Source organism: Jongsikchunia kroppenstedtii DSM 45133, assembly GCF_000380485.1.
GTDB classification, from domain to species: domain Bacteria; phylum Actinomycetota; class Actinomycetes; order Mycobacteriales; family Mycobacteriaceae; genus Jongsikchunia; species Jongsikchunia kroppenstedtii.
Window position 1 is genome coordinate 297,688 of the sequence record NZ_AQYG01000047.1, and the last position, 26,934, is coordinate 324,621.

Below are 26,934 nucleotides of genomic sequence, written 5' to 3' on the forward strand. Positions count from 1 at the left end.
CGACCGTACTCACCTCACCTGCGATTTGCGACCCCTACCCCGGCGTTTTCCCATGAAATCGCGTGCGGTATCGCGTCCGGCGGCCTCACATCGGCGAGCGTCTCGCTATGACGTCCAAAATTTTCCGAATCCGCGAATCTATTTGGACAGCAACATGTTTCGCCCACCAAGTGACACAGCACACATTTTCGGGCGGTCACCAGCGGTTGTGATGGGTGTTACTGGTGTTCTCACCGGCGAAAACCCAATTTTCCTGCAGGTTTGCGCGTGTCGCAGACCGTTTTGTCGGTTTCTTCCGATCAACCGGGCATGTCCGCGGTCAGGAAATCGACCACGCGACGCTGCGCCGCGGCGGCATCCGGATGCGCGAACAGGGCGAAATGGCTGCCACCGGCGATGTTCAGCAGCTCCGCGCCGGGTATCTCCTCGACCGCGTGCTCGCTGTGATCGGGCGTCACGTCGGTATCCGCGGTTCCCTGCACGACTAGCGTCGGCGTCGTGACCTGCGCCAATTCCAGCGAACCGAACGCCTCGAACTGGGCCAGATCGTTGTCGTAACCACGGCGGCGCGTTCGGTCCCTGAAAGCGGTGGGCGTCATATCCAGGACGAAGCTCCGGGCCGCGGGGTCGGACATCACAGCGGCGACGGCGGCCTTGAGCTCGTCGCCGCGCAGGCTGCTCTCGCTGCTCAACGCCCCGGCCACGATGTCCCCCGGCCGATACTTGACCAGTGTCCGGACCATCCGGCGGCCCGCGCCTGTATCGAACATCAGCCGATCGGCCAGGCCCGGCCGGGGTTCGACGAACGGTTTGCTGAGGGCGGCGAAGGCCACCAGCGCCCGGATGCGCTCCGGATGGCGCACGGCCAGCCGATATCCCATCGGACCGCTGCCCGACCAGGTGAACACGCCCGCCCGATCGATGCCGAGGGTGTCCAGCAGCGCGATGACCAGGTCGGCCTGCTCATCCGGCGTGCGGCCGGAGTCGAGCGGCGTACCGAGGTAGCCAGGACGCGACAGGACGATCGACGTGACACGGTCGGCCGGGAGGATTCTCGCCATCAACGCCGCGGCGTCGATCCCGCCCGGACTCCCGTGCAGCACGACGACCGGCACCCCCGTTCCGGACTGGTCGTATTCCACCGGACCGCGAGCCGTATCGATAACCGTCATGTCATGCCTCCTCAGTGCCCCGTTTCGTTCACCGGCAACATCGGCACCAGCGCAATCGCCACCGTGCCACCGTTCGGCGCCGGACCGATCGACAGCGCGCCGCCCTGCGCCTCCAGCCGGACCCGCCGGGAGATCAGCCCGAGGTGTCCATCTCGCAGTCGGGCCGCCTGTCGTTCGGGGTCGGCGGCGGCCTCCGATATCCCGACACCATCGTCGACGATCACCAATCGGGCCTGTCCGTCGCCGCATTCGGCGGTGACCTCCACCCGACCCGCGCGCGCATGTTTCACGACGTTCTGCAACAGCTCGCGCGCGGTGGCGAACAGCAGCTGATCGACGGCGGTGGTGCCCGCCGGCCAGCCGGCGGTATCGACCAGCACTTGAACCCCGTTCGCCGACAGCGGCTTCACCGCGTCGTCGAGCGCCGCGGCCAACCCATGCTGTTCCAGCGCTGCCGGATGCAGCCCGGTCAACGTGGTGCGCAGCAGTGCGGTCGTCTGTCGGAGCGCGTCGTCGACGCGGCCCAGCGTGCCGACCGTCGTCGCGCCGTTCATGCCGATGCGGCCGGACTCCGGATGCAGATCGCCCAGTTCCTGACGCGCCGCCAGGACGTACTGCAGCGCGCCGTCATGCAACGACTCGGCGAGCAGGCCCCGCTCGCGGGCCTCGATCTGAAGCACCTCGTCCAGCAGCAGCGACCGATCACGCGCCAGCGCAGCGATCGTGTCGACACGGGACCGCTGAATCCGTGACAACCAGACACTGCCCAGGCACAACGCGGCGATCACGCCGGTCCGCAGCAGGATCGACGACCAGGGCTCACGCCCGTTGGCCACTCGCCCGGCCACCGATGCGAGGAAGTAGACGACCACGGTCGGCACGGCCACCACCGCCGACACCGCAGGACTGAGCTGCGTCGCCGCGATCACCGGGATCAGTGCGAACCCGGCGATCAGAATGTCCGACGTCCAGCTCTCGACATTCGATCGGCTCGCCAGGACCGCCAGCACCGTCAACGCCAGCATGTCGACGAACGGCGAGATCACCGCGAGCCGGCCGACCAGCCGGGGTCGGCGCAACAACACGGTATGCAGGAGCACACACCACGCGGCGTAGAGCACCGCCACCGCGACCGTCGCGGCCTCATTGTTGACCGGCGGATCGAATGCCACGACACCGATCACGAACAACGCCAGCAGCATTCGCAGCATCGCCTGCACCTGCAGCCCGCGCGATGCATGCTCGGCCATCACGTTCCGGATGGCCGATGCTTCGACACCTGCCGCGCCCGGCGTCACGTCGCCCATGTCGGCTACTCGATGAGCCGGCGCCGCATGCCTTCGGCAACCGCGGCGGCACGATCGGAGACACCCAGCTTCTGATACAGGTTCTGCGCGTGCGTCTTCACCGTCGACGCACCGATGAACAGCTCACTCGCGATCTGCGGAATCGACTGCCCACGCGAGAACCCCTTGAGCACCTGGCTCTCTCGCTCGGTGAGCATCGGCCCCGACGTCGCCGCATTGGCCTGGATCTCGCCCACGAGTGCGGCCGCCAACTCGGGTGGCACGACGGTCTTGCCGCCCGCGATCTGCATCACCGCCGCGACGAGGTCGTCGCGGCTCGACTCCTTGGAGAGATAGCCGCCCGCGCCGGCCTGCAGCGCCTGATACACCACCGGCGAGTCGGTAATCGCAGACAGCAGGAGCACTTTGGTGCGCAGACCATTACGCACCAGCGCCTGCGTGAGCTCGATCCCGTCCATCTGCGGCATCTGGTAGTCGACCACGGCGACATCCGGATCGGCGCCGGCGATCACCTCCAGCGCCGCCCGTCCGTCGGCCGCCTCGCCCACCACCGAGATTCGGCCACTGGCCACCAGGCCGCGGGTCACGCCGTCCCGGAAGAACGGGTGATCGTCCACCACCACAACCGATACCAGCTGGTTCATCGCCGCCCCCTTGCGTTGGATATTAGGCCCTCATCACGGCTGTCCTCCCCCGATTGGTGGATGCCGAATTCACCCGCTCGATCACCCGATCACCCGAGTTCTTTCCGCTCTCATCGGCGGCAAAGTCATTGGTGTCACCAGGACAAACACCAAACACACCGCAACATCAACCACACCAGGAGAAACCGATGAACACCACCACGACGGCCACCATCGACAACGGCACCACCGAGAACGGCACCACCGAAAACACCGCGGCCGAGAGCAGCACGAGCACCCGGACCCACCGGATGTTGGCGGCGCTCGGATCCATCGCCGCACTCGCGGGGGCCGGCGGCGCCTGGGCCGGCATTGCCGGCGGCGCCCCGGCGTCGCCGTCGGTGACGATGCGGATCACCAACCATTCGGCGGTTACCGCGGTCTTGGTCAGCGCCGACCCGAACGGCGGCTGGTGGGTGCAGGCGCCGCAGCCGATCCTGCGGCCGGGTCAGACGCAGACCGTCATCGCCGCGACGCACGCGCGCGAACAGTTCGTGCAGATCGACTACATCGCGAAGAACACGCGGCAGTCGCAGATCACCTACGCCCTGCACAGCTCGGACCGCGGAACCGATCAGGGGTCCACCGGAGTCTCCAACCAGGACTTCATCATTCGGACCGCCATCCAGCGGCAGTACCCCGACGCGGCCGCCCAGTTCGATCTGGCATAGCCGAGAAGACCACCTCCCCATGAACAAGACCATCAGCCAGACAAGGAATTTCATGAAGATCGAACGGATCACCACCATGCTCAGCGCACTTCACCCCGGTGCCGGAACCCGCGCCCCCGGGCCCGGTCGCCATCGTCGGCGGATTCCCAGCCGCAGCAGCGAAATATTGGATCAGCCATGTGTGACACCCCGGGGCCGCAGCTGTCGTAAGCTAGGTCTCACGGCGATGGATCCCGCCAAGGCCGGTCACGGCCGAACCGCACTCCTGCTGATGGTTCCTACCGGTGAGTCCGGGCATGCCCGGACATCGCTAGCGGGAGTGCCGTGGATGGACCCTACTCACTCAACGCCGGCCTGTCGGAACGGCGACAGGCCGGAATCCCGCGCAGCCTCGCGACGAATCACGTGTTCTCGCAGCTCTCTCCCTGTCGACCTCCGTACTCGCGGTGGCCGAACCACGTCCGGTCCAGATGTCGGTTCGGCCATCACGGAGCTCCCGACCCGCGCTCGCACACGAAAGGCCAGCCATGTGGTTGACCCAACATCACACCGCACCGTCCGGCGCATTCCTCCGCACGCCCGACCGGGTCGCCATCGCCGGAGATTGGCACGCCAATACCCAGTACGGCCGCATGGCCGTCCACCACGCCCGAAAACGGAACGCCGATGTCCTGATCCATCTGGGAGACTTCGGCTTCAACTTCACCGACAAGTTCCTCGACGGCCTCCAGGAAGCGCTCAACGACGACGAATTGATTCTCGGTTTTGTTGAGGGCAACCACGAGAACTACGACTGGCTGCTGGAGCAACCGGTCGCCGACGATGGCCTCCGCCATCTTCGAGAGCGAATCGTCCACCTGCCCCGGGGATTTCGCTGGCGGTGGGGTGGCACCGCATGTCTCGCCGTCGGCGGCGCCTACTCCCTGGATCGGGCGCTGCGCATACCCGGGACGACCTGGTGGCCCCAGGAGATCCTGCGCGACGAGGAGGTCGATGCCATCGCCGCAGCGGGTGTCACGGATGCGATGTTCTGCCACGATTGCCCTGCAGGCGTGACGATCCCGGAACTCGCCCGCGATCGATTCGGATTTCCGGACGAGGACGTGCAGGGCGCGGATCGCTGCCGGGCGACGCTCCGTCGACTGGTCGACCAGGTCCAGCCGAACCGCTTGTGGCACGGTCACTACCACCGCCGCTATCAGTTCGTGCTGGACGCCGACGGCTATCGCACCGTGATCGACGGACTCGGCCGTGACAAGCAGCCGATCGACAACAACATGGTGGTCATCCCGATGGCCGCGCTCGGTACCCATCGCGCGACCCGCATCGCGGTCTGAGGCGACAGCATGTCCGCGAGTCGCCTTGCCGCAGTACAGGTTAGACATGCCCGGGTGATGTGCACCGGGAACCGGTCCGACGTCGATGACGTCGGGACATGGTCACCGACCCCTCCTGATCCCGAATCGGATGGTGCTGCATGCCCATAAGACGCCTCGCGATGGACGTCGACAAGACCGTCGATCGACCGGGCATGGTCGCGCTCGCGCTCGCCATCGAGGCCGTCTCGGGGGTCTCCGGCGTGAACGTGACCGTCACGGAGATCGACATCGAAACCGTGGGAATGGTGGTCACGGTGGAGGGCGACGACATCGACACGGACGCTCTGTTCGATGCGATCGACCGCACTGGCGCCGTGCTGCACAGCATCGACGAAGTCGTGGCCGGGGACCGCCCGGTGGAGCACATGCCGCGGCGGCGGTAGATGACCGGCTGGGTGCCTCACCCGCTCCGGGCAGCGACCCTGCCGCTGTTGCTGGGTACCACCGACGGACTTCTCACCGTTCTCACCCTCGCCGCGGGAGCAATGCTGCGCGGCGACACGCTCGGCGTCATCCTGGCTCTGCGGGTCGGCACGGCGTCGGCGGTCACCGCCGTCGTCACGATGTTCGTCGCCGACTACGCGGAACGACGATCGAAGCTGCTCCGGGGCTCGCGCCAGCTGAATCTGTCGGACACCCGGCTCATGGCCACCCGGTTGGGGCGCGACGTGCTGCACGAGTCGCTGAGGATGACCGCCGTCGCCGGCACCGCGAGCCTGCTCGGCTCGGCGATACCGATCCTGCTCGCCGCGTCACTGCCACTGCCGTCGTGGACCGCGCTCGTGATCGCCGAGGCGTTCATCGGCGGTCTCGGCTATGCCCTCGCCGTCGTTCTGCACACCGCACGGGTGCGATGGTGCTTGTCGCTGCTGACCGTCGGCGCGGCGGTGACAGTACTAGGAATCGTGCTGCACATCGCCTGACGGCTCACGGTCGCCGTTGCGACTCCGGAAGCCCATATGCCAGAGCGGGATTCGCCTGCTCAATGGAGATGAGCCGGTTGTATTTCGCAATCCGCTCGCCGCGAGCCGGAGCGCCGGCCTTGATTTGGCCCGTGCCTGCTCCGACGGCAAGGTCGGCGATGAAACTGTCCGTCGTCTCGCCCGATCGATGCGAGATCATCGCGCCGTAGTTGCTGCGGCGGCACACGTCGAGCGCCATGAGCGTCTCGGTGACCGTCCCGACCTGGTTCACCTTGATCAAGGCCGCGTTCGCAATCCCGTCGACCACCGCGTCGGCGATGATCGCCGGATTGGTGACGAAGTTGTCGTCGCCCACCAGCTGCACCCGGTCCCCCAGTTGGTCCGTCATCGCACGCCAACCGGCATCGTCGGACTCCGCCAGGCCGTCCTCGATGCTCCAGATCGGGAAGTCGTCCAGCATCGTCGAATACATCTCGATCATGTCGGAGCTGGTGAAGGACTGATCCCCGATCTGATAGCGGCCATCGGCATAGAACTCGGACGCTGCCGGATCGATCGCGATCGCCACCTCATCCCGCGAGGGCTTGTACCCCGCGGAGCCGATCGCCTTCACCAGTTCGGCGAGCGCCTCCTCAGGGCGGGAGAACGTCGGCGCGAAACCGCCTTCGTCGCCCAGTCCGGTACTGAACCCGCGCTCGGCCAGGACGCCCCGCAGTGCGGCGTACACCTCGGCGCCCGCCCGCACCGCGTCGGCCACCGATGGCGCACCCAGCGGCGCGATCATGAACTCCTGGAACGGCAGTCCATTGCCCGCGTGGCGGCCGCCGTTGATCACGTTGAAGTGCGGGACGGGAAGCCGCGGCACGACGTGAGCACCGGCAAGGCTGAGCCATAGGGGTTCCTTCTGTTCGACGGCGAACGCCTTGGCCGCGGCCATCGACACCCCCGCGACCGCGTTGGCTCCCAGGCGGGACTTGTTCCCGCTTCCGTCGAGGTCCAGGAGTCGTTGATCCACCTCGTCGAGCGATGAAAACGGCACTCCCACCAGCGAATCCGCGATCTCGCCGGCCACGTTTCGAACCGCACCCAGCACACCCGCGCCGTGATAGCGATCCGGGTCCCCGTCACGGATCTCGACCGCCTCACGACTACCGGTCGAGGCGCCGGCGGGGACGCCCGCGGCGACCGTGAGGCCGCTCTCGGCGTACAGAACTACTGCGACTGTTGGATTTCCACGCGAGTCCAACGTCTCCTGCGCGTGCAACTGACTGATGACGAGCGTCATGGCGGACCTTCCTCACAGGGGTCCGCGCGGCATCCCGACACGAACCCATACGGGTTTCGATGTCAGGGACCGTTGGCTGCTCCGAATCCTCAGCAGCGATTGGCGGCGAGCCCCACCGCCGCGTACTCGCTCAACGATACTCCGAATCCGTTGCCTCGCAGCGTATCGGCAACAACCCGACCGCCGAGCGCGACGACTGCCGACGTTCAGTGCCATCCGATGCCATCAATGTCGCTCCCCCGACTGGAGGAGGCCTGAATCCGCCGGCCGTTCCCCCTGTCGGCGGAGTTCTTTCCGGGGTCATCGGCGGCAAAGTCATTGGTGTCAGCACAACCGCTTCACCATCACCCAAGGAGACATCAATGAACACCACCCCCGACACCGCGACGGAGACCACCGGCCAGGCGGGAACCACCGAGACGGCCACACCGGCCAAGACCCGGAACCGCCGGATCGTCGAGTCCTTCGCCTGCCTCGCCGCGGTCGCCGGAGTCAGCTGCGTCGTCGGCGCCGGAGTCGCCGGCGCCACCCCGCCTGCCCAGCAGGCCGGCCAGGCGACGACCACGATGACGATCACCAATCACACCAACCAGCTCGAATGGCTGCTCAGCTCGAACACCACCGGCAACTGGGTCGTTCCGCCCCAGGTCGTATTGATGCCCGGTGCATCGGAAACCATCGTCGTCTCGCAGCCACGAACCGACTGGCAGCGCACCATCGTCAACTACCGGGTCGGCCTCATCGGCCCGCAGGCGACCTACGCTGCCGCGAACACTCTGTGGGCTGTCGGAACCGAGATGACCGGCGTCACCGGCGGCCCAGGCTGGATCAGCAACCAGGTCGTGACCCGCCATCCGAATGCCACCGTGCGCTACGACCTGTGGTGAGTGGCGCCACCACATCAGACGAAGCCCCGTGTCCATCATCCCCGAGACGGCGCGGGGCTTCGTCGTATGTCGTTCAAGCGCAGCTCATTTCAAGGCCGGCAGCACCTTGTCGGTGAGCAGCTGCAGCGACTCCCAGGCGGCGTCGATCGGCATCCCGCCGACCAGCCCGTGCAGGGCGATCGCACCATAGGCCGGGTCGGCGCGTACCTCGTCGACGAGCTGCTCCGGCGTGAGGAATCGGTAGATGCCCGACTCCCGCACCTCGTCGATCGTGCGCACCCCCGGCAGGTGCATGACCGACCGCACCCGGTCGCCGGACCATGCGCCGTAGGTGACCGCCTCCCACAGGATGTGTTCGCCGTATCGCGCCCACGCCTCGTCGGGATCCTCGTGGAGATAGATCATGCCGCGGTTGACCTTCGGCGGCATGATCACGATCGGCCGGACGCCCGCCTCGGCGCAGAGCTGCCGGTAGTAGTCGGCCAGGTCGGGCCGGTGTGCCGGGATGTTCAGCGGCAGCCGAAAGCGCACCGCTCGCCGAGCGGTCGCCCGCACGCCCCCACCGACATACAGCGGGGGATGCGGCGACGACCGGGTGCCCGAACAGATCGGCGTCCGGTCCGGCTCGGCGACCGCGTCACCCGACCACACCCGCAGGACGGTTTCCAGGGTCTGATCCATGAGCTGGCCGCGACGTGCGAAATCGACTCCGAGCGCGTCGTATTCGATCGGGCGGTACCCCAGACCGAGCGTCGTATGCAGCCGGCCGCTGCTGACCGCGTCGGCCAGGGCGATGTCCTCGGCGAGGCGGACCGAATTCCACAGCGGACCGAGTGCGCAATCGACGCTGGCGATCATCGTCTTGGTACGTGCCAGGAACATTCCCGCCGTCATGATCGGGTTGCAGCTCCAGCCGTGCCCGGTGGCATGGTGCTCGTCGATGCTGACAGCCAGTACGCCGCGGGATTCCGCCCACTCGGCCATCTCCAAGGCGGCCGACAACAGCTCGCCCTGCTTGCGCGGATCGCCGCCCGGGGACGCGAAGTTGAACCGCAGAACCGCGAAATTCATGATCAGAATCCTTGCGCCGCTTACAGACAGTCCGACGCGCCGTCGATGATCACCAACGCGCCACTGGTGTAGGAGCTCGCCTCCGAGCAGAGGAACGCGATCGTCGGGGCGATCTCGTCGACGGTGGCGAAGCGGCCCATCGGAACATGCGCCAACTCCGCATCGGCGATCTGCGGAATGTGCTCCATCGGTGCCGTCATGTTGGTCTTCGTCACGCCCGGCGCGACCGCGTTGACCCGGATCCCGTCTGCGGCCCACTTGGCCGCGAGGTTGCGGGTGATGTTGATGATTCCGGATTTCGCGGCACCGTAGCCGGGCACCATCGGCACCGACCGCAGCGCGGACATCGACGCGAGACTGACGACGCTGGCCCCACCTGCGGCGGTCGATGATGCGAGCGCCGTGTGCAATCCGGCGGTGAGCCGATACGGCCCCAACAGGTTGACACCGACGGAGGCCTCGAAACCCTCCGGTGTGGACTCGTCGAGTCCACCCGGGAAATTCGCGCCCGCATTGTTGATCAGCACGTCGAGCGTCTCGAACTCGCGGGCCAGCGCGTCGACGGAAGCCGCGTCCCCGATGCGTAGCTGCCGGTACTGCATGCCGGCCAGGTCGGTGTCGTAGTCGGCGACCGCGGCCTTGGTCCCGGTGACGGTGACGTCGGCCCCGGCGTCGCGGAACAGGCGGGCCGTCGCATTGCCGATACCGCTCGTTCCGCCGCTCACCAGCACGCTGGTCCCGGTGAAATCGAAGTTGATCTGTGCGGTCACGATAGTTTCTCCAGTTCTCTTGTCAGCCAGGCTTTCTCCCAGAAGTTCTCCGATGCCTCGAGTAAGTTCCGGTGTGCCTGCGCCAACACGGCGCGGGCCGCGGCGTGATCCGGGACGGAATCGACGACGATCTCGGCAAGGTGGATGGCGCGCAGATCGTCGCCGGCGGCGAGATACCGTTCGGCGCGCGTCGTGAGGGCGTCGCCGCCCGCCAGCTCCACCAGATCCGCGTCCACGGCACGCCGTGGCACGTCGTACAGCTCGGTGGTGGATTGATGGTGGAACCACCCCGAGTAGTTCTCCCAGACCGCCCGCACATCCCACGAAACCTTGCCGTAGCCCTGCCCCACTTCCAGTTCGCCGGGCAGCTCGATCTCACGCATCAGCGTGTGAACATCCTTGCCGGCGTTCATTCCTGCGACGGTCTGGTCATGGATGTAGGCGACCGCGTCGTGCAGCCGGGTGAGTTCGGTGTCGATGCGCTCGGCCCCGACGATCGGTTCGAAGTGCCCGGTGAGCAGCATCTCCGGCCGCAGCGCTCGCACCCGCTCGATGCTCTCCATCACGACCAGCGCGTCCCGATAACGGTCGCCACGCATGGTCACCAGGTTGGGAATATGTCCGAAGAGCGCACCGAACACGTTGCCGCACAAACAGATACGCTCCTCCGGCAGCCACACCACCAACGAGTCGGTGGTCTCGCCGCCCGGGGCGGCCAGCAGCTCGAGCGCCCGCCGGCCGACGGTCAGCGGCATCGAGTCCTCGACCACCACGTCCACGGTGGGAACCGACTGCGGTGCCAGTGCGCCGAATCGTCGCTGGATCTGGCCGACGCCTTCGGCCAGCGTGTTGCTGAAGGCGAAGGCGCTGCGGCTCGCCCGGTACGCGATGAGCCGTTCGTTGTCCTCGCGCCACTGGTTCCAATTGGCCTGCGCCACCACCACGCTGCCGGGGTCGCGGACCGTGTCGAGGCCGCCGACATGGTCGACATGCCCCTGGGTCAGGATCACATAGCGCACCGGCGCGTCGTCCACCGCGTCGAAGTTGGCCCGATGCACCGGACCCTCGAATCCCATGCCGGTGTTGATGATCACGCGGCCGTCGCCGGTGGTGAGCAGATACGAGTTCGACAGTCCGGGCGAGACCCAGATGCCGGGCGCCACCCGCTCGGCCCGCTCGGCGTTGGCGGGTCTCATCTGGTCGGCGCCGGGCCGAGACCGGTAGATGGGAACGAATTCATCGGTGGCCATGCCGTGTTCTCCTGGTTCTCGCGCTGCACTAGTTCTCGGGCTGCACGTCGAAGCGGTCGAAGTAGAAATCGAACCGCCGACGCACGTCATCGGCGGTCACCCCGAAATGCCGCTGCAGGTCATAGCGGACCCGACCGTGTTTTCCCCGCGGATTGCTGTCGAGGTATTGCTGGAAGGCACCGCGCGCGGGCGCCGTGAGCTCGACGCCGCCGCGCGCGTAAAGCTCCTCCAGCAACGGGATCTCGTGCCCGTTCAGATCACGGAAGTTGATGTCGATGCTGCGTTCGGCCGGGACCAGCTCCCGATCGCGGACGCAGGCACTGAGCAGCCGGTGGACATGGTCGGTCCAGTACTCGGCGAGCCACTCGGGCTCAACGCGGTGGCGCCGCAACCGATCTCCGTAGGCGAGCATCGTGATCGCCGACTGCACGACAGCGGCCGGATCGCGATGGGTGAAGGCGACCGTCGCATCCGGGAAGGTCGCCATCAACGGACCGAGCTGCCCGCAATGCTGCGGCGACTTGAGCACCCAGGCGCGCGGGCCTCGCAGGAAGGTCAGCGCCTGCAGCACCTTCTTGAGGTAGCCGTAGTGGACGGTCTGATCCAGCGACAGGTAGTAGTCGCGCCAATCCGGCACGCGCGCATGCCATTCCAGGACATACGACGCGAAGTCCAGATCGAGGATCTCGACTTCCTCCTCGATCGCCTCGGGGAACCTGTCGTGCATGGCCGCGACATGCGGCGTCATCATCAACATCGCGTCATGCTCGGCCTGCGAGCGGAGGTACCGCGGATCGATCCCGGATGCGCCCGGCCCCTCGCCCGGCACGGGCATCGGTTCCTGACTCTCCCAGTACGGCAGCGCGCGGCGACGGCTGTCGGCGGCAATGAGGTTCACCAGATGCGTCGTGCCCGAACGCGGCATGCCGACGACGATGAACGGCTTCTCGATCGGGATCGACTCGATCTCCGGATATCTCTTGAGCAGATCCGTCAGCGACATCCGGTTGCGCAGCAGTCGGACGATTCGCTGCCGCACCGTGTACCGGCCCAGGTTGGTCAGTCCCTCGTCCGCGTCGACGGCCGCGGCGTGGGCGGCCACACGCTCGCGCAGGGTCGGGTCGCCGACGTCGGCATGGCCGGCGACAGCGGCGGCCTCGTCGAACATCTGCCCGACGTCCAGCCGGACGGGCCGCGAGGCCATGAAGTCGACCGCCTGCCGCTGGATATCGGTCAGCCTCGGCTCGGCGAGATCATCGATGACGATGCTCTGCTCGACTGTGCCCATGTCACGACCCATCTTGATGATGTCGATTATTCGACGTATCGTTCGACAATATGACAGCGAAGGTAGAGCAGTCGGAGACAGCGCGTCAAGAGTTGTCGCCGCCCACCGGGCGGGTGATCGCGGTGATGGAACTGCTGGGCGCCGAGCCCGAACGCAGCTTCTCGCTGGCGGATATCTGCCGCGCGCTGGACATCAGCAGGGCGACGGGCCACGCGATCCTCACGACGCTGGCCGACCGCCTCTGGGTGGTGCGCGACCCGACGGACGCCACGTACTCGTGGGGTCCGGCGATTGCGGCGCTGGCCAGGCCCGCCGGGCCGCGGCAATATCGGCCGCACCTGCAGGCGCTCGCCGACGAGGTCGGCACCTATGTGTTCCTGGCGCGCCGGGAGGGTTCGTCGCTGATGATCGTCGACGGCGCCGGCGAGGGTTCCGGCGGTTCCCGGATCGGCCGGGGCACCCGGACCCCGTTGGTCGCCCCACTCGGACGCGACTATGTCGCCTGGGCCGGCGCCGCCGACCAGCGCGAGTGGCTCGCCGGATTCGGCGAACCGAATGAAGTCTTCGCACATCGGATCGAACTGGTGCTCAACGAGATCCGACGGCGTGGGTACGTGGTGGAACGGCTCAGTCGCGAATACATCCGGGCGTCCGCGGCTCTCGGCGCGCTGGGCGCGGACGGCCTACCCGACGCGTTGGCGGCTCGCCTGGCGGGCGCACTCGCCGAACTCACCGTGATCGACGTGCTGCCAACGGAATTGGAGCAAGACGCGCAGCTGAACATCGCGACGGTGTCCGCACCGATCGCCAACCCCGACGGCGCGGTGACGATGTCCGTCGCCGCGGCGCCATTCGCAGTTCTGACACCGTCCGACATCGAGACGATGGGCGAACATGTCCGCCACACCGCGCGGCAGATCGAGGCGCAGCTCGCCCGATACGGGGAGGCCGCGCCGCGCTGAGCCGGTGGATCAGCGCGTCAGCGCAACTCGCAGTTCATCGTTCAGTCCGAGGACGGCATCCGAGAGGGCGGCCACCGAGGGACCCGCCGCCAGCACCGACCGCGATGCGGACGGCAGCAGCCACCGATGCTCGACATCACTGAAGATCGTTCCGATGTCCTGCGGGGTCGCGCCCTGCGCGCCCAGCCCCGGCGCCAGCACCGGCCCGTTCAGTGTGCTCAGGTCGAGACCGTGCTCGCGAGTAGCGCCGACGACCACGCCGACCAGGCCCGGTCGGCCGGCATTGAGTTCCGCTGCGGCGTCGACGATCTGCTGGGCGACGCTGCATCCCTCCGAACGCGCGGTCTGCACCGGCGCGCCTTCGGGATTCGACGTCCGGGCCAGGACGATCACCGACCGGTCGTTCTCGCGGGCCAGGTCGATCGCCGGCTGCAGCGAGCCGAAACCGAGGTACGGCGACAGCGTCACCGCATCGGCGGCCAGCGGCGAATTCCCCAGCCACGCCCGGGCGTATCCCGCCATCGTCGACCCGATGTCGCCACGCTTGGCGTCCGCGATGACCACCGCGCCCCGGGCGCGGAACCCGGCGATCATCGACTCCAGCGCCGCCATCCCGGCCGCGCCGTATTCCTCGAAGAAGGCGACCTGAGGCTTGACGACCGCGACACGGTCGCCGAAGGCCTGCACGCAGATCTCGCCGAACCGGCGCACGCCGTCCGCCGACACCGGAAGGTCCCACTGGAGCAACAGTTCCGGATGCGGATCGACGCCGACGCAGAGATTGCCGCGATCGGCGATCGCCACTGCGAGGCGATCCCCGAAGGTCGTCGCCCCGGCGGCGGCACTGCCCACGTCGGCGGTCACGCCCGCAACTCCACGTGTCGATCCTGGATGGCACGAACGCCGACCTCGCCGCGGATAGCAGCCTCGATCCCCTGGATCGCGGCCGCCGCGCCCTGCACGGTCGTGATGCACGGAATGTTGGCGGACACTGCGGCACTGCGGATCTCGTAACCGTCGACCCGCGGCCCGGCATTGCCGTACGGCGTGTTGATGACCATGTCGACCTCGCCCGCGCGGATCCGCTGGACGATGTTCTGCTCCCCCTCGGGCACCGCATGGTCGGAGACCTTGTACGCGAGCGTGCAGTCGATACCGTTGCGCCGCAACACGTCGGCCGTACCCTCGGTCGCGAGGATCTCGAAGCCCAGATCGCGCAGATACTTGACCGGGAAGATCAGCGCCCGCTTGTCCTTGTTGGCGATCGAGACGAAGATCCGACCCGAGGTCGGCAGCGACCCCGACACCGCGGTCTGCGACTTGGCGAACGCCCGGCCGAAGGTCGAGTCGATACCCATGACCTCGCCGGTCGACTTCATCTCGGGGCTCAGCAGCGAGTCCACGCCGGTGCCGTCCGCCCGACGGAATCGGTTGAACGGCAGCACGGCTTCCTTCACCGAGATCGGCACGCCGGCCGGCAGATCGCCGCCGTCGCCGCGCTCCTGCAGGATGCCCGCCGTGCGGAGATCGGCGATCGATTCGCCGAGCATCACCCGGGCACAGGCCTTCGCCAGCGGCACCGCGGTCGCCTTGGAGACGAACGGCACCGTGCGGCTGGCGCGCGGATTGGCTTCGAGCACATACAGAACGTCGTCCTTGAGGGCGTACTGCACGTTCAGCAGGCCCTTCACGCCGATCCCCTTGGCGAGCGCCTCGGTGGATCGGCGCACGGCCGCCAGATCCATGCGGCCCAGGGTGGTCGGCGGCAGCGAGCAGGCCGAGTCGCCGGAGTGAATACCCGCCTCCTCGATGTGCTCCATCACGCCGCCGATGTAGACCTCGTCGCCGTCGCACAGCGCGTCGACATCGATCTCGACCGCGTCCTCCAGGAACCGGTCGACCAGCACCGGACGATCCGCGGAGATCTCGGTGGCGCGAGAGATGTAGTCCGACAGCGACTTCTCGTCGTAGACGATCTCCATGCCGCGCCCGCCGAGCACGTACGAGGGGCGCACCAGCACCGGGTAGCCGATGCCGTTCGCGATATCGCGCGCGCCGTCGAAGGTGGTCGCGGTGCCGAACTTCGGCGCCGGCAGGCCGGCCTCGGTCAGCACCCGGCCGAATTCGCCGCGATCCTCCGCGAGGTCGATTGCGGCGGGCGAGGTCCCGACGATCGGCACGCCGGCCTCTTCCAGCCGCCGGGCCAGGCCCAGCGGCGTCTGGCCGCCGAGCTGCACGATGACGCCGGCGACGGTGCCCGACTGCGATTCCGCGTGGAAGACCTCGAGGACGTCCTCGAAGGTCAGCGGCTCGAAATAGAGGCGATCGGCGGTGTCGTAGTCGGTCGACACCGTCTCCGGGTTGCAGTTGACCATGACGGTCTCGTACCCGGCCTCCGACAGCGTCAGCGCCGCGTGCACGCACGAGTAGTCGAACTCGATGCCCTGGCCGATGCGGTTGGGACCGGAACCGAGAATCAGAACCTTCGGCCGATCCGGTTGCGGCGCAATCTCGCTCGTCGCGGCCGGATCCAGCTCGTAGGTGCTGTAGTGGTACGGCGTCTTGGCCTCGAACTCGGCGGCGCAGGTGTCGACGGTCTTGTAGACCGGCCGCACACCCATCTCCTGCCGGCGCGCCCGGATGGCGTCCTCGTCGCCGTCCGCCGGCCGCAGCGCGGCGAGCTGCCGGTCGGAGAAGCCGTGGCTCTTGGCCAGCCGCAACCGGTACTCGTCGAGTTCGTCCGCGTCGCGGATCTCTTGTCCGAGTTGGTAGATGCCTTCGATCTCCGCAAGGAACCACGGGTCGATCGCGGTGGCCGCGTAGATCTGCTCGACCGTGGCGCCCGCGGCGAAGGCGTGCATCAGCTTGTAGAGCCGGCCGTCCTTCGGCGTCCTGATGTCCTCGAGGATCTCCGCCAGCGAATCGGTCGACGCGGGGTCGGTCCAGAAGCCGCCGGCCTTGGTCTCCAGCGAACGCATCACCTTGCCGAGCGCCTCGGCGAAGCTACGGCCCAGCGACATCGCCTCACCGACCGACTTCATGGTAGTCGTCAGGGTGTCATCGGCGCCCGGGAACTTCTCGAACGCGAACCGCGGCGCTTTGACGACGACATAGTCGAGCGTCGGCTCGAAACAGGCCGGGGTCTCCTTGGTGATGTCGTTGAGGATCTCATCGAGGCTGTAGCCGATGGCCAGCTTGGCGGCGATCTTCGCGATCGGGAAACCCGTTGCCTTGGAAGCCAATGCGGACGACCGCGACACGCGCGGGTTCATCTCGATCACGACCAGCCGGCCGTCCTGCGGATCCTGCGCGAACTGGATGTTGCAGCCGCCGGTGTCGACGCCGACCTCGCGCAGGATGGCGATCGAGAGATCGCGCATCTTCTGGTACTCGCGGTCGGTCAGCGTCATCGCGGGGGCGACGGTCACCGAGTCACCGGTGTGCACGCCGACCGGGTCGACGTTCTCGATCGAGCAGACGATGACCACGTTGTCGCGGTTATCGCGCATCAGCTCGAGCTCGTACTCCTTCCAGCCGAGGATCGACTCCTCGATGAGCACGTTGGCGGTCGGCGAGGCGGCGAGGCCGCCGCCGGCGATCCGCTCGAGATCGGCGTCGTCATAGGCCATTCCGGAACCGAGGCCGCCCATCGTGAACGACGGCCGGACGACCACCGGGAAGCCCAGCTCGGCGACCGTGGCGCGAACTTCGTCCATGGTGTGGCAGACGGCCGAGCGGGCGCTCTCGCCGCCAACCTTCTCGACGATGTCCTTGAACTTCTGCCGGTCCTCACCGCGCTGGATGGCGTCGAAGTCGGCGCCGATCAGCTCGATGTCGTACTTCTCGAGAAGTCCCTGTTCATGCAGGGCGACCGCGGTGTTGAGCGCGGTCTGACCGCCGAGGGTCGCCAGGACGGCGTCGATGGGAAAACCCTTGTCCTGCTCGGCCTGGATGACCTTCTCGACGTATTCGGCCGTGATCGGCTCGATGTAGGTGGCGTCGGCGAACTCGGGATCGGTCATGATCGTCGCCGGGTTCGAGTTGATCAGGCTGACGCGCAGACCTTCCGAACGCAGCACCCGGCACGCCTGCGTGCCCGAGTAGTCGAATTCGCAGGCCTGTCCGATGACGATCGGGCCGGAGCCGATGACCAGGACGTGGGAGAGATCGGAGCGGCGTGGCATTACTTGCGTCCCTCCTGCAGCAGGCTGGTGAACCGGTCGAAGAGGTAGGCGGCATCGTGTGGACCGGCCGCGGCCTCCGGGTGGTACTGCACCGAAAACGCACGGCCCGAGACCAATTCGACGCCCTCGACGACACCGTCGTTCGCGCAGGTGTGGCTGACGCGGGCGCGGCCGAAGTCGGTGTCGAACTCCTCGCCGGCCTCCCCCTCGAGCGCGAACCCGTGGTTCTGTGCGGTGATGGAGATCTTGCCGGTGCTGTGCTCGACGATCGGGATGTTGATGCCCCGGTGACCGAACTTCATCTTGTAGGTGCCGCGACCGAAGGCGCGGCCCAGGATCTGGTTGCCGAAGCAGATGCCGAACAGCGGAATGCCCTGGCCGAGAACGGCCCTGGTGAAGTCGACGGCCTGGTCGGCGGTGGCCGGATCGCCCGGACCGTTCGACAGGAACACCCCGTCGGGCTGCAGCGCGTCGATGGCCGCGATGTCCGTATTCGCCGGCAGCACGTGCACGCGGATGCCGCGCTCGGCGAACATCCGCGGCGTGTTGGTCTTGATGCCGAGATCGATGGCGGCGACGGTGAACAGCGGCTCCTCATCGGGTTCGATGACGTAGCCGGCGTCGGTGCTGACCTCGGCGGCGAGATCGGCGCCCGTCATCGAGGGCTGCGAGCGCACCTGTTCCAGCATGGCCGCCTCGTCGACGACTGCGTCCCCGGAGAAGATGCCGGCCTTCATGGAGCCGTGGTCGCGCAGCGTGCGCACCACGGTGCGGGTGTCCAGGCCCGCGATGCCGACGATCCCCTGGCCGATCAGTTCGTCCTCGAGCGAACCGGTGGCCCGCCAGTTGGAGACCCGCCGGGTGGGATTGCGGACGGCATAGCCGGCGACCCAGATCTTGCCGGAATCGTCGCCGGCATCGGCGACGCGGCTTTCACCGTCTTCCAGATTCCAGCCGGTGTTGCCGATCTGCGGCGCCGTGGCGACGACGATCTGCCGGTGATAGCTGGGATCGGTGAGAGTTTCTTGATACCCGGTCATCGCGGTACAGAAGACCGCTTCGCCGAGTGTCCTGCCCTGGGCGCCGAAAGCGCTGCCGTGGTGGATCTGCCCGTTCTCGAGCACCAAAACCGCACGACTCATAGCTTTCAGACCTCCTTCTCCGCCTCACGGGACGGCCGTTAAAGGATGTCGAATTACGTCCGACAGCCTATCAATCGCCCCAGCTCGTCATTCACCCAGCCACTTATTCGCTCGAGTTCGGATCGTGTGCCACCCACCTCGGGTAGCAGGACTTGTCGTCGCACCGCACGCCCGAGTCGATCTCGGTGCCGCTGGGCAGCATCCAACGGATCACGAGAACACCATCACGGGTCATCACCTTGCCGGCGAGGCCGCGCTCGGTGCGGATCGCTCGCACCGACGCCGCGGGGACCCAGATCGAGGTGGCCCCCTGCCGCTCGATCAGAATCCCCTGCGCGAACATGCTGATCGAGCAACTGGCCCGATCGCCGTAATCACCGACCGCCAGCCGGTCGGTCCAGCTCGGCACGAATGTGCTGCCGACGTAGAGGCCGGTCTCCGGACCGAGTCGACGTTCGCCGGTCTCATCGGGAACCACCGGGAAGTCGCCGACCTTCTCGGCCTGACGCTGGCCGCGCCGGCGCCAGCCGCGCAGCATCAACAGCACCAGTACCAGCCAGAACACCAGGACGATCAGCGCGATGATCAGGCCGTTCATGCCGACACCGCTCCCTGCCGCGCCGTGATCCGGCCGCGCAGGACGGTGGCGACGATCGCCGCCGGCAGCTCCATCGACTCGAACGGGGTGTTGAGCGACTTGCTGGCCAGGTCGCGAGCGACGACCGTCCAGCGGGCGCCGGGATCGACGACCGCCAGATTCGCCGGCTCGCCGACGGCGATCGGCCGGCCCTGATCGGCCAGCCCGACGATCTGCGCGGGCCGCTCGCTCATCACGCGGGCGACGCCGCGCCAGTCCAACAGGCCCGGCTCCACCATCGTCTCGACCACGATCGACAGCGCGGTCTCCAGGCCGAGCATGCCCGGGCGGGCCGCCGCGAACTCGCAGCACTTGTCCTGCTCCGCGTGCGGAGCGTGGTCGGTCGCCACGCAGTCGATGACGCCGTCGGCCAGCGCCTGATGCAGCGCCACCTTGTCGCGCTCCTCGCGCAGCGGCGGGTTCACCTTGTTGACGGCGTCGTAGGTCTCCAGCCGCGAATCGTCGAGCAGCAGATGGTGCGGCGTGACCTCGGCGGTGACCGAGATCCCCTGGCCCTTGGCCCATTTCAGCAGTTCGACCGTGCCCTCGGTGGAGGCGTGACAGATGTGCACCCGGGCCCCGGCGTCGCGGGCGAGGATGGCGTCGCGGACGACGATCGACTCCTCCGCCGACCGCGGCCACCCGGTCAGTCCCAGTCGGGCGGCGTTGGCGCCCTCGTTGGCCACCGCGCCGACCGTCAGCCGCGGCTCCTCCGCGTGCTGGGCGATCAGCACGCCGAGTCCGGTCGCGTATTCGAGTGCCCGCCGCATCAGCAGCGGATCGTCCACGCATTTGCCGTCATCGCTGAACATCCGGACCTGCGCGACACCGTCGGCCATCGCGCCCATCTCGGACAGCTTGCGGCCCTCGAGGCCGACCGTGACCGCACCGACGGGGTGAATATCGACGAGGCCGATCTCCTGACCGCGGCGCCACACGTGATCGGTGATCACCGGCGAATCGGCGACCGGATCCGTGTTGGCCATCGCGAACACCGCCGTGTAGCCGCCCAAGGCGGCTGCCGCCGAGCCGGTTTCGATGGTCTCCGTATCTTCGCGGCCCGGCTCACGCAGATGCGTATGCAGGTCGACGAACCCGGGCAGCACGATCGCTCCCCCGCCGTCGATGACCTCCGCGTCGGCCGGGACATCCAGTGCGGCACCGATGTCGGCGATCTGCCCGTCGACGATCGCGATATCGACCGGGTCGCCCTCGCCGTAGGGTCGGACCGACCTGATCAGCACATTGCCGTTGCCCCGCGCCGCGCTCACGTCAACACCTCTTCCGCGTCCGTGCCGACCAGCAGGCTGAACAGCACCGCCATCCGCACATGCACACCATTGGTCACCTGCTGCAGCACCGCCGCCCGCGACGAATCGGCCACATCGAAGCCGATCTCCATGCCGCGCAGCATCGGACCCGGGTGCAGGATCACCGCGTCCTCCCCGAGCAGCTGGGTGCGCTTGTCGTTGAGTCCGTACCGAATCGAGTACTCGCGTTCGGACGGAAAGAACCCGCCGTTCATCCGCTCGGCCTGCACGCGCAGCATCATCACCGCGTCGACGGCCGGCAACTCGGCGTCCAGATTGTGCGAGATGGTGACGCCCCAGGACTCCACGCCGACCGGCAGCAGCGTCGGCGGCGCCACCAGAACGACCTCGGCGCCAAGCATTTTCAGCAGCAGCGCGTTGGAGCGGGCCACTCGCGAATGCAGCACGTCGCCGACGATCGCGATGCGCGCGCCGTCGATGTCACCGAGCCGCTGCCGCAGCGTCAACGCGTCCAGCAATGCCTGCGTCGGATGCTCGTGCGTGCCGTCGCCGGCATTGATCACCGCCGGGCCGTCACCGCCCTCGTTGGTCCAGCGCGCGATCTGTCGCGCCGCGCCCGACGCCGGGTGGCGGACGATCAGCGCATCCGCGCCGGCGGCGCGCAGTGTCAGGGCCGTATCCCGCAGCGACTCACCCTTTTTCACCGACGAGCTGGAGGCACTGACGTTGATCACGTCGGCGCTCATCCATTTGCCGGCGACCTCGAATGACACCCGCGTGCGGGTGGAGTTCTCGTAGAACACGGTCATCACCGTGCGACCGCGCAGCGTCGGGAGCTTGCGCACCTCGCGACCGGTCAGCGCCTGTTCGAACCGCTCAGCCTCATCGAGCAGCGCCGTCGCCGAGCTCCGATCGAGATCGGCGACGGACAGCAGGTGGCGCGTCATCGCAGCACCACCTCATCGACTCCGTCGTGCTCGGCCAGATGTACCTGGACGTCTTCCTGACGCGAGGTCGGGATGTTCTTGCCGACATAATCGGCGCGCAGCGGCAGCTCGCGGTGGCCGCGGTCGACCAGGACCGCCAGCTGGACCGCGGCCGGCCGACCGAGATCACGCAGAGCATCGAGGCCGGCCCGTACCGTCCGGCCGGAGTACAGAACGTCATCCACGAGCACCACCAGCGCACCGTCGATGCCGCCCTGCGGCACGGCGGTCCGTTCCAGCGGCCGGTGCGGCTTGTCGCGCAGGTCATCGCGGTACAGGGTGATGTCGAGATAGCCGACCGGAACCTGAACGCCGGCGAATTCGGCGATATTGGCGGCCAGCCGATCAGCGAGAGTCGTTCCACGCGTGGGGATTCCGATGACGACCACCCGCGTCCCGCTGTCGGCGTCGAGGGCGGTCTTCTCGATGATCTGATGCGCCATGCGCGCGATGGTGCGGGCAACGTCGGCCTCATCGAGCAGTACGCGCCCCTCGGCCGTGGAGTCCTCCGCCACGTGTTCCGGCCTCCTTCTCCGCCTCGCTGGACGGTCGGTTAAAGGATGTCGATCGGGTCGAACTCTATCAGCGCTGCTCCTGGTCGGACGCGGTGTTCGAGGTGCCGGGCTCGGCGGCGCTCGCGTTGGCGGCGGCGCGCACCTGCGGGGCCAGCTCGACGATCCGGCCGAGAACACCGTTCACGAACGACGGCGACTCGTCGGTGGACAGCTCCTTCGCAAGCTGCACCGCCTCGTCGACGGCCACCATCGGCGGCACGTCGGTGGCATTGAACAGCTCCCAGGTGGCCAGCCGCAGGATGGCGCGGTCGACACCGGGCATCCGCTCGAGCGTCCAGCCCTCCAGATGCGAGGAGATGACCGCATCGAGCTGCGCCTTGTCGGCGTCGACGCCGTTCACCAGCTGCTCGGTGTGCTCGCTGACCAGGCCGACGCTCTCGTCGGTGACGACCAGCTTGCGCCGCTGAGCCACCAGCTCGGCGACGGGCACCTGCTTGACCTCGGCCTCGAACAGCAGGTCGACGGCCCGCTTACGGGCCTTATGTCGAGTGCCGGGCTTCTTCATACGAGACCCGGATCAGGAGTTGACGCGGCCGAGGTAGCTGCCGTCGCGCGAATCGACCTTCAGCTTGTCGCCGGTGTTGATGAACAGCGGCACCTGGATCTCGGCGCCGGTCTCCAGCGTCGCCGGCTTGGTGCCACCGGTGGAACGATCACCCTGCAGGCCCGGGTCGGTCTGCGACACAACGAGTTCCACTGTGACGGGAAGCTCGACGTACAGCGGGCTGCCCTCGTGGGTGGCGACCTGAACGGTCATGTTCTCCAGCAGGAATCGGGCACCGTCGCCGACGGTGGCCGGCGGCACCGAGATCTGCTCGAAGTCCTGCGCGTCCATGAAGACGTAGTCGGTGCCGTCGTTGTAGAGGTAGGTCATGTCCCGACGGTCGACCGTCGCGGTCTCGACCTTGATGCCGGCGTTGAAGGTCTTGTCGACGATCTTGCCCGAGAGCACGTTCTTGATCTTGGTGCGGACGAACGCCGGACCCTTGCCGGGCTTGACGTGCTGGAACTCCAGGATCTGCCAGAGCTGGTTGTCCATGTTCAGGACGAGGCCGTTCTTGAAGTCAGCGGTCGTAGCCACGGGTGTTACTGCTTCCTCTCGGGGGTGATGTCACTCGGCCGGTGTGCCTGTCAACGAAAGGACCAGGAGTCACACGGCAACCCTCGCAGTATACGCAGGTCGCCCGCTCAGCTCAGAGCGCGACCAGCTCACGACAGCTGGACGTGAGCGAACGCACGCCATCGCCGACCGCCAGCGTGTCCTCGATGCGAACACCGCCCTTGCCGGGCAGGTAGATGCCCGGCTCGACCGTCACCACCGACCCGGCCCGCAATGTGCCGGTCGCGAGCTTGCCGACGCCCGGCGCCTCGTGAATCTGCAGGCCCACACCGTGACCCAGGCCGTGCACGTACTTGTCGCCGAAACCGGCGTCCTCGATGATCTGCCGGGCCGCGGCATCGATCTCCCGCGTCGGCACTCCCGGCTCCAGCGCCTCACAGCCGACGCGCTGCGCCTGGGCGACGATCGAGTAGATCTCCTCCTGCCAGTCGGCCGGCTCGCCCAGCACGAACGTGCGCGTCATGTCCGAGTGATAGCCGCCGACGACGCTGCCGAAGTCGATCTTCACGAAGTCGCCCGCCGCCAGCACCGCTTCGGTCGGACGATGATGCGGCACAGCCGAATTCGCACCTGCCGCGACGATCGTCTCGAAGGCGATCGCCTCGCCGCCGCATTCGAACATCGCCCATTCGAGGTCGCGGGCCACCTGTCGCTCGGTGCGGCCGGGCCGGATCGCCCCGCCCTCGATCAGCGTCGCGAGCGCGGCATCGCCGACGGCGCATGCGCGGGCGATGAGTTCGACCTCCGCGGCATCCTTCACCTCACGCAGCCGCTCGACCAGTGGGTCCGCACCCTGGAGACGATCGGGCTCGGCACTTCCCTGCTGGGCATCGTCGTACTGCGCGACGGTGACGACATGTTTCTCGAAGCCGAGCCGCTCCCCGTCCACCGCCTCGACCAGCGTCCGCCAGACGTCACGACCCTCGATCAACGCGAGGTCCGGCGCCTGCTCCGCCACCTGCGTGAGGTACCGGCCATCCGTGCTGATCCGATCGCCGGCCGGATCGTCCGCCGACACCCAGAGTGCGGCGTTCGACCCGGTGAACCCGGACAGGTAGCGCACATTGATCAGATCGGTGACCAGCAGGCCCGACAGGTCCGTGTCGGCGAGCAGGGTTCGTAGTCGATTGCGGCGATCGGCACTGGTGACAGCCATGAAGCCAACCTACTCGCCGATCGAATCCGACGTCCGATTCACGGCGTCCGTCGACAGAACTAGAACACGTTCACACCCGCTTGTGCGGTGTCGCTACTATGACCCAATGCACACCTGGATGATCCGTGGACTCGTCATGTCGGCCGTCCATACCGTGGCGCGGGTCCTCCTCGGAATGGCGATCGTTTCATCGCCCTTCGACTCCACGTGGTGGAAGACGCTGGCGCTGATCGCCGTCATCGCGGTGGCGCTCATCGGCGGATTGATCGACGGCGTCGCCGACGGTCGCAAGCACTCCGAGCCGGAGGACTACAACGACCTCACCGTTCGCTGGCTGTCGGCAGGTCTGCTCGCCGGACTCATCACCGGCATCGCCTGCTGGATCCTCGGCAATCACGTGGTCGACGGCATGGGCCAGAATCCGATCTATATCGAGGTCTTCGTCGGCGGCGCCTTCACCGCGCTGCTGATCTTCGTCCCGGCCCTGCTCGGCGCGGCCGTCGGCCGGCGGATCGGTCAGCGCGGCAACAAGCAGCCCGCGGCCGTCGAACCGGCCGAGCCGCAGGACGCGCTCGCCTGAACCTCTGCCGCGACCCACGAATCGGCACAGGGCTTCCATTGACGTTCTAGCCAGCTCATCGATGTCGGCGGCCGCAGGAACAGCCAGATATCGGCGTCGGCGAGGCCCACCTCTCGCTCCGCGTCTTGCAGCGGCATCTCGACCCCGTAGGTCGCGAAGTACCACCATCGATCACTCGCGAGCACGTCCAGATCCGTCACCGGCTCAGCGCTCAGAACGTCGTCATCCAATGCGCTCACGTGCGGTCACCTCCCCCAATCAGCTGCGTCGCGGTCGCGCAGCGCCCCAGCCCACCCCTGGACAATGTCCGATTCGTCGCGTATTGTCGAACGTATGAGCGAATCGATCGCCGAGTTGGTCAGCCGGATCCAGGCGTTGGGTCCGGCCGACTTGTTGGCGGTTCGTGAGGCGTGTTCGCGGGCGCTGGTGGCAGCGGATTGGGCGTCGTTGTCGGATGAGCAGGTGGTCGGGGCTGTCGAAGTGGTGGAGCGCGGGTATCGGCGCGACACCTCGATCAGAGTGCAGCTCGCATCAGAAGTGCGGGTGCGGTCGATCGCTGTGCGGGAGAACAAGAAGACCGGGGTGTGGCTGGCCGAGCGGCTGCGGTTGAACCGGTCGACCGGCTATGCGCTGGTGCATGCCGCGGAAGACTTGGCGCGGCTGACGGATATTGCCGGGCAACCGGTGGACCCTTATCGGCCCGCCACGGCAGACGTCGTCGCCGAGGGCGTGGCGTCGATGGAGCACTATCGGGTGATCACCGAGACGTTGAAGAAGCTTCCGTCGCGGATCGCCGCCGACACGACCGAGGTAGGGGCCATCGAAGCGACGCTCGCCGAATTCACCCGCACCCTGGCGCCAGATCAGTTGCGCAAGGTGGGTATTCGGCTGCTGGCCTACCTGAACCCAGACGGTGACTTCGACGACGCCGATCGCCAGCGTCGACGCCGGCTGTCGGTGAGCCCGCAGGATGTCGATCACCTGTCCGGGCTGTCTGCCACGCTGACGCCGGCGGCACGAGCGTTGTGGGATGTCGTGGCCGAGGTGTGGGCCAAACCCGGGATGAACAATCCCGACGACCCTGAATCCCCCGCTGGCAGCAGCGAATATGTCGATGCGGCCGTGCTGGACGAGGCCGCGGGCCGGGATACGCGGTCGACCGCGCAGCGCAATCATGATGCGTTCGAGGCAATGCTGCGGTGGGTCGTGTCCTCCGGCGAGCTCGGCTCGCATCGCGGGTTGCCGGCGCAGATTATCGCCACCATGACACTGGAAGAACTCGAGACCGAGACCGGGATCGCGACCACCGCCTCCGGCGGCACTCTGCCGGTGAAGGATGCATTGACGTTAGCGGGAGCGGGCCGCCCGTTCCTCGCCCTGCTAGGGCGTGTCTCCTAATGATTGGGTGATCGGTCGCTGATGATCGGTGGATGAGTTCTAGGTGTGAGTCGCTCAGTGATGCGCAGTGGGAGCGGATCGAGCCGTTGTTGCCGTCAAACGTTGGGCGGCAAGGGCGTCCGTTCTGCAACAACCGGCAGGTTGTCGAAGCGATCATCTATCGATACCGGACCGGGATTCCGTGGCGTGACCTGCCGTCGGAGGTGTTCGGGCCATGGCAGACGGTGTGGAAACGGC

At 67.3% G+C, this 26,934-nt stretch carries 28 protein-coding genes and 1 riboswitch; of the genes, 9 read left to right on the top strand and 19 right to left on the bottom strand.

Annotation, left to right across the window (positions count from 1 at the left end):
* Positions 1 to 299 precede the first annotated feature (299 nt).
* The 3 genes from G341_RS0112430 to G341_RS0112440 are packed head-to-tail and all read right to left on the bottom strand — an operon-like array spanning position 300 to position 3,123.
* A complete protein-coding gene (locus G341_RS0112430) occupies positions 300 to 1,172 on the bottom strand; it encodes an alpha/beta fold hydrolase (RefSeq protein ID WP_026303601.1) in 873 nt (290 codons plus the stop codon).
* Between the two features lie 11 nt (positions 1,173 to 1,183).
* Entirely contained in the window at positions 1,184 to 2,479 is a 1,296-nt protein-coding gene (locus G341_RS0112435; protein WP_018179477.1) for a sensor histidine kinase, read from the bottom strand.
* A 5-nt stretch (positions 2,480 to 2,484) separates the two neighbouring features.
* Positions 2,485 to 3,123 carry a response regulator gene (locus G341_RS0112440; protein ID WP_018179478.1) on the bottom strand — a complete coding sequence of 213 codons (639 nt, stop codon included), beginning with the start codon at positions 3,121 to 3,123 and terminating at the stop codon, positions 2,485 to 2,487.
* A gap of 188 nt (positions 3,124 to 3,311) precedes the next feature.
* On the opposite strand from G341_RS0112440, the gene G341_RS23075 reads away from it, so the two are divergent.
* The 4 genes from G341_RS23075 to G341_RS0112460 all read left to right on the top strand — a co-directional run bounded on the left by G341_RS23075 (position 3,312) and on the right by G341_RS0112460 (position 6,135).
* Positions 3,312 to 3,833, top strand: coding sequence for a hypothetical protein (locus G341_RS23075; RefSeq protein WP_018179479.1), 522 nt, complete (start codon positions 3,312 to 3,314; stop codon positions 3,831 to 3,833).
* 213 nt (positions 3,834 to 4,046) lie between these two features.
* Positions 4,047 to 4,121: riboswitch (Fluoride riboswitch) on the top strand.
* A 239-nt stretch (positions 4,122 to 4,360) separates the two neighbouring features.
* A complete protein-coding gene (locus tag G341_RS21975) occupies positions 4,361 to 5,170 on the top strand; it encodes a metallophosphoesterase family protein (protein ID WP_018179480.1) in 810 nt (269 codons plus the stop codon).
* Between the two features lie 140 nt (positions 5,171 to 5,310).
* Positions 5,311 to 5,595 (top strand): DUF211 domain-containing protein, encoded by a 285-nt coding sequence (locus G341_RS0112455; protein ID WP_026303602.1) that lies wholly within the window; start codon positions 5,311 to 5,313, stop codon positions 5,593 to 5,595.
* A 12-nt stretch (positions 5,596 to 5,607) separates the two neighbouring features.
* On the top strand, positions 5,608 to 6,135 hold the full coding sequence (locus G341_RS0112460) for a hypothetical protein (protein WP_026303603.1): 528 nt from the start codon (positions 5,608 to 5,610) through the stop codon (positions 6,133 to 6,135).
* A 4-nt stretch (positions 6,136 to 6,139) separates the two neighbouring features.
* On the opposite strand, the gene eno is transcribed toward G341_RS0112460, so the two are convergent.
* The gene (gene eno, locus G341_RS0112465; RefSeq protein ID WP_018179483.1) at positions 6,140 to 7,420 is read right to left on the bottom strand and encodes a phosphopyruvate hydratase; all 1,281 of its coding nucleotides are present in this window, start codon (positions 7,418 to 7,420) and stop codon (positions 6,140 to 6,142) included.
* A 362-nt stretch (positions 7,421 to 7,782) separates the two neighbouring features.
* Between eno and G341_RS0112470 the strand changes: the two genes are divergently transcribed.
* Positions 7,783 to 8,307: a hypothetical protein gene (locus tag G341_RS0112470; RefSeq protein WP_018179484.1), complete on the top strand. Its 525-nt coding sequence runs from the start codon at positions 7,783 to 7,785 to the stop codon at positions 8,305 to 8,307.
* 84 nt (positions 8,308 to 8,391) lie between these two features.
* Here G341_RS0112470 and G341_RS0112475 read toward each other — a convergent pair whose 3' ends face one another.
* The 4 genes from G341_RS0112475 to G341_RS0112490 are packed head-to-tail and all read right to left on the bottom strand — an operon-like array spanning position 8,392 to position 12,686.
* A complete protein-coding gene (locus G341_RS0112475; protein WP_018179485.1) occupies positions 8,392 to 9,378 on the bottom strand; it encodes an LLM class flavin-dependent oxidoreductase in 987 nt (328 codons plus the stop codon).
* Positions 9,379 to 9,398: 20 nt separating this feature from the next.
* Entirely contained in the window at positions 9,399 to 10,148 is a 750-nt protein-coding gene (locus G341_RS0112480) for an SDR family NAD(P)-dependent oxidoreductase (RefSeq protein ID WP_018179486.1), read from the bottom strand.
* Positions 10,145 to 11,398 carry an alkyl sulfatase dimerization domain-containing protein gene (locus G341_RS0112485; protein ID WP_018179487.1) on the bottom strand — a complete coding sequence of 418 codons (1,254 nt, stop codon included), beginning with the start codon at positions 11,396 to 11,398 and terminating at the stop codon, positions 10,145 to 10,147. Before G341_RS0112485 ends, G341_RS0112480 begins: the two co-directional genes overlap by 4 nt.
* 28 nt (positions 11,399 to 11,426) lie before the next feature.
* Entirely contained in the window at positions 11,427 to 12,686 is a 1,260-nt protein-coding gene (locus G341_RS0112490; protein WP_018179488.1) for a sulfotransferase family protein, read from the bottom strand.
* A 50-nt stretch (positions 12,687 to 12,736) separates the two neighbouring features.
* On the opposite strand from G341_RS0112490, the gene G341_RS0112495 reads away from it, so the two are divergent.
* Positions 12,737 to 13,648 (top strand): helix-turn-helix domain-containing protein, encoded by a 912-nt coding sequence (locus tag G341_RS0112495; protein ID WP_018179489.1) that lies wholly within the window; start codon positions 12,737 to 12,739, stop codon positions 13,646 to 13,648.
* A gap of 9 nt (positions 13,649 to 13,657) precedes the next feature.
* On the opposite strand, the gene pyrF is transcribed toward G341_RS0112495, so the two are convergent.
* The 10 genes from pyrF to G341_RS0112545 all read right to left on the bottom strand — a co-directional run bounded on the left by pyrF (position 13,658) and on the right by G341_RS0112545 (position 24,719).
* Complete coding sequence (gene pyrF, locus G341_RS0112500; RefSeq protein WP_018179490.1) at positions 13,658 to 14,512, bottom strand: orotidine-5'-phosphate decarboxylase; 855 nt, start codon at positions 14,510 to 14,512, stop codon at positions 13,658 to 13,660.
* Positions 14,509 to 17,832 (bottom strand): carbamoyl-phosphate synthase large subunit, encoded by a 3,324-nt coding sequence (gene carB / locus G341_RS0112505; protein WP_018179491.1) that lies wholly within the window; start codon positions 17,830 to 17,832, stop codon positions 14,509 to 14,511. Before carB ends, pyrF begins: the two co-directional genes overlap by 4 nt.
* Complete coding sequence (gene carA, locus G341_RS0112510) at positions 17,832 to 18,974, bottom strand: glutamine-hydrolyzing carbamoyl-phosphate synthase small subunit (RefSeq protein ID WP_026303606.1); 1,143 nt, start codon at positions 18,972 to 18,974, stop codon at positions 17,832 to 17,834. The genes carB and carA overlap by 1 nt, the downstream gene beginning before the upstream one ends.
* Before the next feature lie 103 nt (positions 18,975 to 19,077).
* Positions 19,078 to 19,572 carry a PH-like domain-containing protein gene (locus G341_RS0112515; protein WP_018179493.1) on the bottom strand — a complete coding sequence of 165 codons (495 nt, stop codon included), beginning with the start codon at positions 19,570 to 19,572 and terminating at the stop codon, positions 19,078 to 19,080.
* Positions 19,569 to 20,882, bottom strand: a complete 1,314-nt coding sequence (locus tag G341_RS0112520) for a dihydroorotase (protein WP_018179494.1) — start codon at positions 20,880 to 20,882, stop codon at positions 19,569 to 19,571. Before G341_RS0112520 ends, G341_RS0112515 begins: the two co-directional genes overlap by 4 nt.
* A complete protein-coding gene (locus G341_RS0112525) occupies positions 20,879 to 21,829 on the bottom strand; it encodes an aspartate carbamoyltransferase catalytic subunit (protein ID WP_018179495.1) in 951 nt (316 codons plus the stop codon). The genes G341_RS0112520 and G341_RS0112525 overlap by 4 nt, the downstream gene beginning before the upstream one ends.
* On the bottom strand, positions 21,826 to 22,383 hold the full coding sequence (pyrR, locus tag G341_RS0112530) for a bifunctional pyr operon transcriptional regulator/uracil phosphoribosyltransferase PyrR (protein ID WP_018179496.1): 558 nt from the start codon (positions 22,381 to 22,383) through the stop codon (positions 21,826 to 21,828). Before pyrR ends, G341_RS0112525 begins: the two co-directional genes overlap by 4 nt.
* A gap of 67 nt (positions 22,384 to 22,450) precedes the next feature.
* Positions 22,451 to 22,948, bottom strand: a complete 498-nt coding sequence (nusB, locus tag G341_RS0112535) for a transcription antitermination factor NusB (protein WP_018179497.1) — start codon at positions 22,946 to 22,948, stop codon at positions 22,451 to 22,453.
* A gap of 12 nt (positions 22,949 to 22,960) precedes the next feature.
* Positions 22,961 to 23,524 carry an elongation factor P gene (efp, locus tag G341_RS0112540; protein ID WP_018179498.1) on the bottom strand — a complete coding sequence of 188 codons (564 nt, stop codon included), beginning with the start codon at positions 23,522 to 23,524 and terminating at the stop codon, positions 22,961 to 22,963.
* 112 nt (positions 23,525 to 23,636) lie between these two features.
* Positions 23,637 to 24,719 carry a M24 family metallopeptidase gene (locus G341_RS0112545; RefSeq protein ID WP_018179499.1) on the bottom strand — a complete coding sequence of 361 codons (1,083 nt, stop codon included), beginning with the start codon at positions 24,717 to 24,719 and terminating at the stop codon, positions 23,637 to 23,639.
* A 106-nt stretch (positions 24,720 to 24,825) separates the two neighbouring features.
* Between G341_RS0112545 and G341_RS0112550 the strand changes: the two genes are divergently transcribed.
* Complete coding sequence (locus G341_RS0112550) at positions 24,826 to 25,299, top strand: B-4DMT family transporter (protein ID WP_018179500.1); 474 nt, start codon at positions 24,826 to 24,828, stop codon at positions 25,297 to 25,299.
* Here the strand turns inward: G341_RS0112550 and G341_RS23810 are convergent.
* Positions 25,236 to 25,538, bottom strand: coding sequence for a hypothetical protein (locus tag G341_RS23810; protein WP_155826944.1), 303 nt, complete (start codon positions 25,536 to 25,538; stop codon positions 25,236 to 25,238). The genes G341_RS0112550 and G341_RS23810 overlap by 64 nt on opposite strands.
* Before the next feature lie 94 nt (positions 25,539 to 25,632).
* On the opposite strand from G341_RS23810, the gene G341_RS21980 reads away from it, so the two are divergent.
* A complete protein-coding gene (locus tag G341_RS21980; RefSeq protein ID WP_018179501.1) occupies positions 25,633 to 26,697 on the top strand; it encodes a DUF222 domain-containing protein in 1,065 nt (354 codons plus the stop codon).
* A gap of 32 nt (positions 26,698 to 26,729) precedes the next feature.
* Positions 26,730 to 26,934 (top strand): transposase (locus G341_RS23520; protein ID WP_155826767.1); only part of this gene is annotated, 205 nt, incomplete at its 3' end.

Bases quoted from the DNA above. Each gene is read 5' to 3' on its own strand.
- G341_RS0112430 (WP_026303601.1), bottom strand. From the start codon at position 1,172: ATGACGGTTATCGATACGGCTCGCGGTCCGGTGGAATACGACCAGTCC.
- G341_RS0112435 (WP_018179477.1), bottom strand. From the start codon at position 2,479: ATGGGCGACGTGACGCCGGGCGCGGCAGGTGTCGAAGCATCGGCCATC.
- G341_RS0112440 (WP_018179478.1), bottom strand. From the start codon at position 3,123: ATGAACCAGCTGGTATCGGTTGTGGTGGTGGACGATCACCCGTTCTTC.
- G341_RS23075 (WP_018179479.1), top strand. From the start codon at position 3,312: ATGAACACCACCACGACGGCCACCATCGACAACGGCACCACCGAGAAC.
- G341_RS21975 (WP_018179480.1), top strand. From the start codon at position 4,361: ATGTGGTTGACCCAACATCACACCGCACCGTCCGGCGCATTCCTCCGC.
- G341_RS0112455 (WP_026303602.1), top strand. From the start codon at position 5,311: ATGCCCATAAGACGCCTCGCGATGGACGTCGACAAGACCGTCGATCGA.
- eno (WP_018179483.1), bottom strand. From the start codon at position 7,420: ATGACGCTCGTCATCAGTCAGTTGCACGCGCAGGAGACGTTGGACTCG.
- G341_RS0112470 (WP_018179484.1), top strand. From the start codon at position 7,783: ATGAACACCACCCCCGACACCGCGACGGAGACCACCGGCCAGGCGGGA.
- G341_RS0112475 (WP_018179485.1), bottom strand. From the start codon at position 9,378: ATGAATTTCGCGGTTCTGCGGTTCAACTTCGCGTCCCCGGGCGGCGAT.
- G341_RS0112485 (WP_018179487.1), bottom strand. From the start codon at position 11,398: ATGGCCACCGATGAATTCGTTCCCATCTACCGGTCTCGGCCCGGCGCC.
- G341_RS0112490 (WP_018179488.1), bottom strand. From the start codon at position 12,686: ATGGGCACAGTCGAGCAGAGCATCGTCATCGATGATCTCGCCGAGCCG.
- G341_RS0112495 (WP_018179489.1), top strand. From the start codon at position 12,737: ATGACAGCGAAGGTAGAGCAGTCGGAGACAGCGCGTCAAGAGTTGTCG.
- carB (WP_018179491.1), bottom strand. From the start codon at position 17,832: ATGCCACGCCGCTCCGATCTCTCCCACGTCCTGGTCATCGGCTCCGGC.
- carA (WP_026303606.1), bottom strand. From the start codon at position 18,974: ATGAGTCGTGCGGTTTTGGTGCTCGAGAACGGGCAGATCCACCACGGC.
- G341_RS0112515 (WP_018179493.1), bottom strand. From the start codon at position 19,572: ATGAACGGCCTGATCATCGCGCTGATCGTCCTGGTGTTCTGGCTGGTA.
- G341_RS0112525 (WP_018179495.1), bottom strand. From the start codon at position 21,829: ATGACGCGCCACCTGCTGTCCGTCGCCGATCTCGATCGGAGCTCGGCG.
- nusB (WP_018179497.1), bottom strand. From the start codon at position 22,948: ATGAAGAAGCCCGGCACTCGACATAAGGCCCGTAAGCGGGCCGTCGAC.
- G341_RS0112545 (WP_018179499.1), bottom strand. From the start codon at position 24,719: ATGGCTGTCACCAGTGCCGATCGCCGCAATCGACTACGAACCCTGCTC.
- G341_RS0112550 (WP_018179500.1), top strand. From the start codon at position 24,826: ATGCACACCTGGATGATCCGTGGACTCGTCATGTCGGCCGTCCATACC.
- G341_RS21980 (WP_018179501.1), top strand. From the start codon at position 25,633: ATGAGCGAATCGATCGCCGAGTTGGTCAGCCGGATCCAGGCGTTGGGT.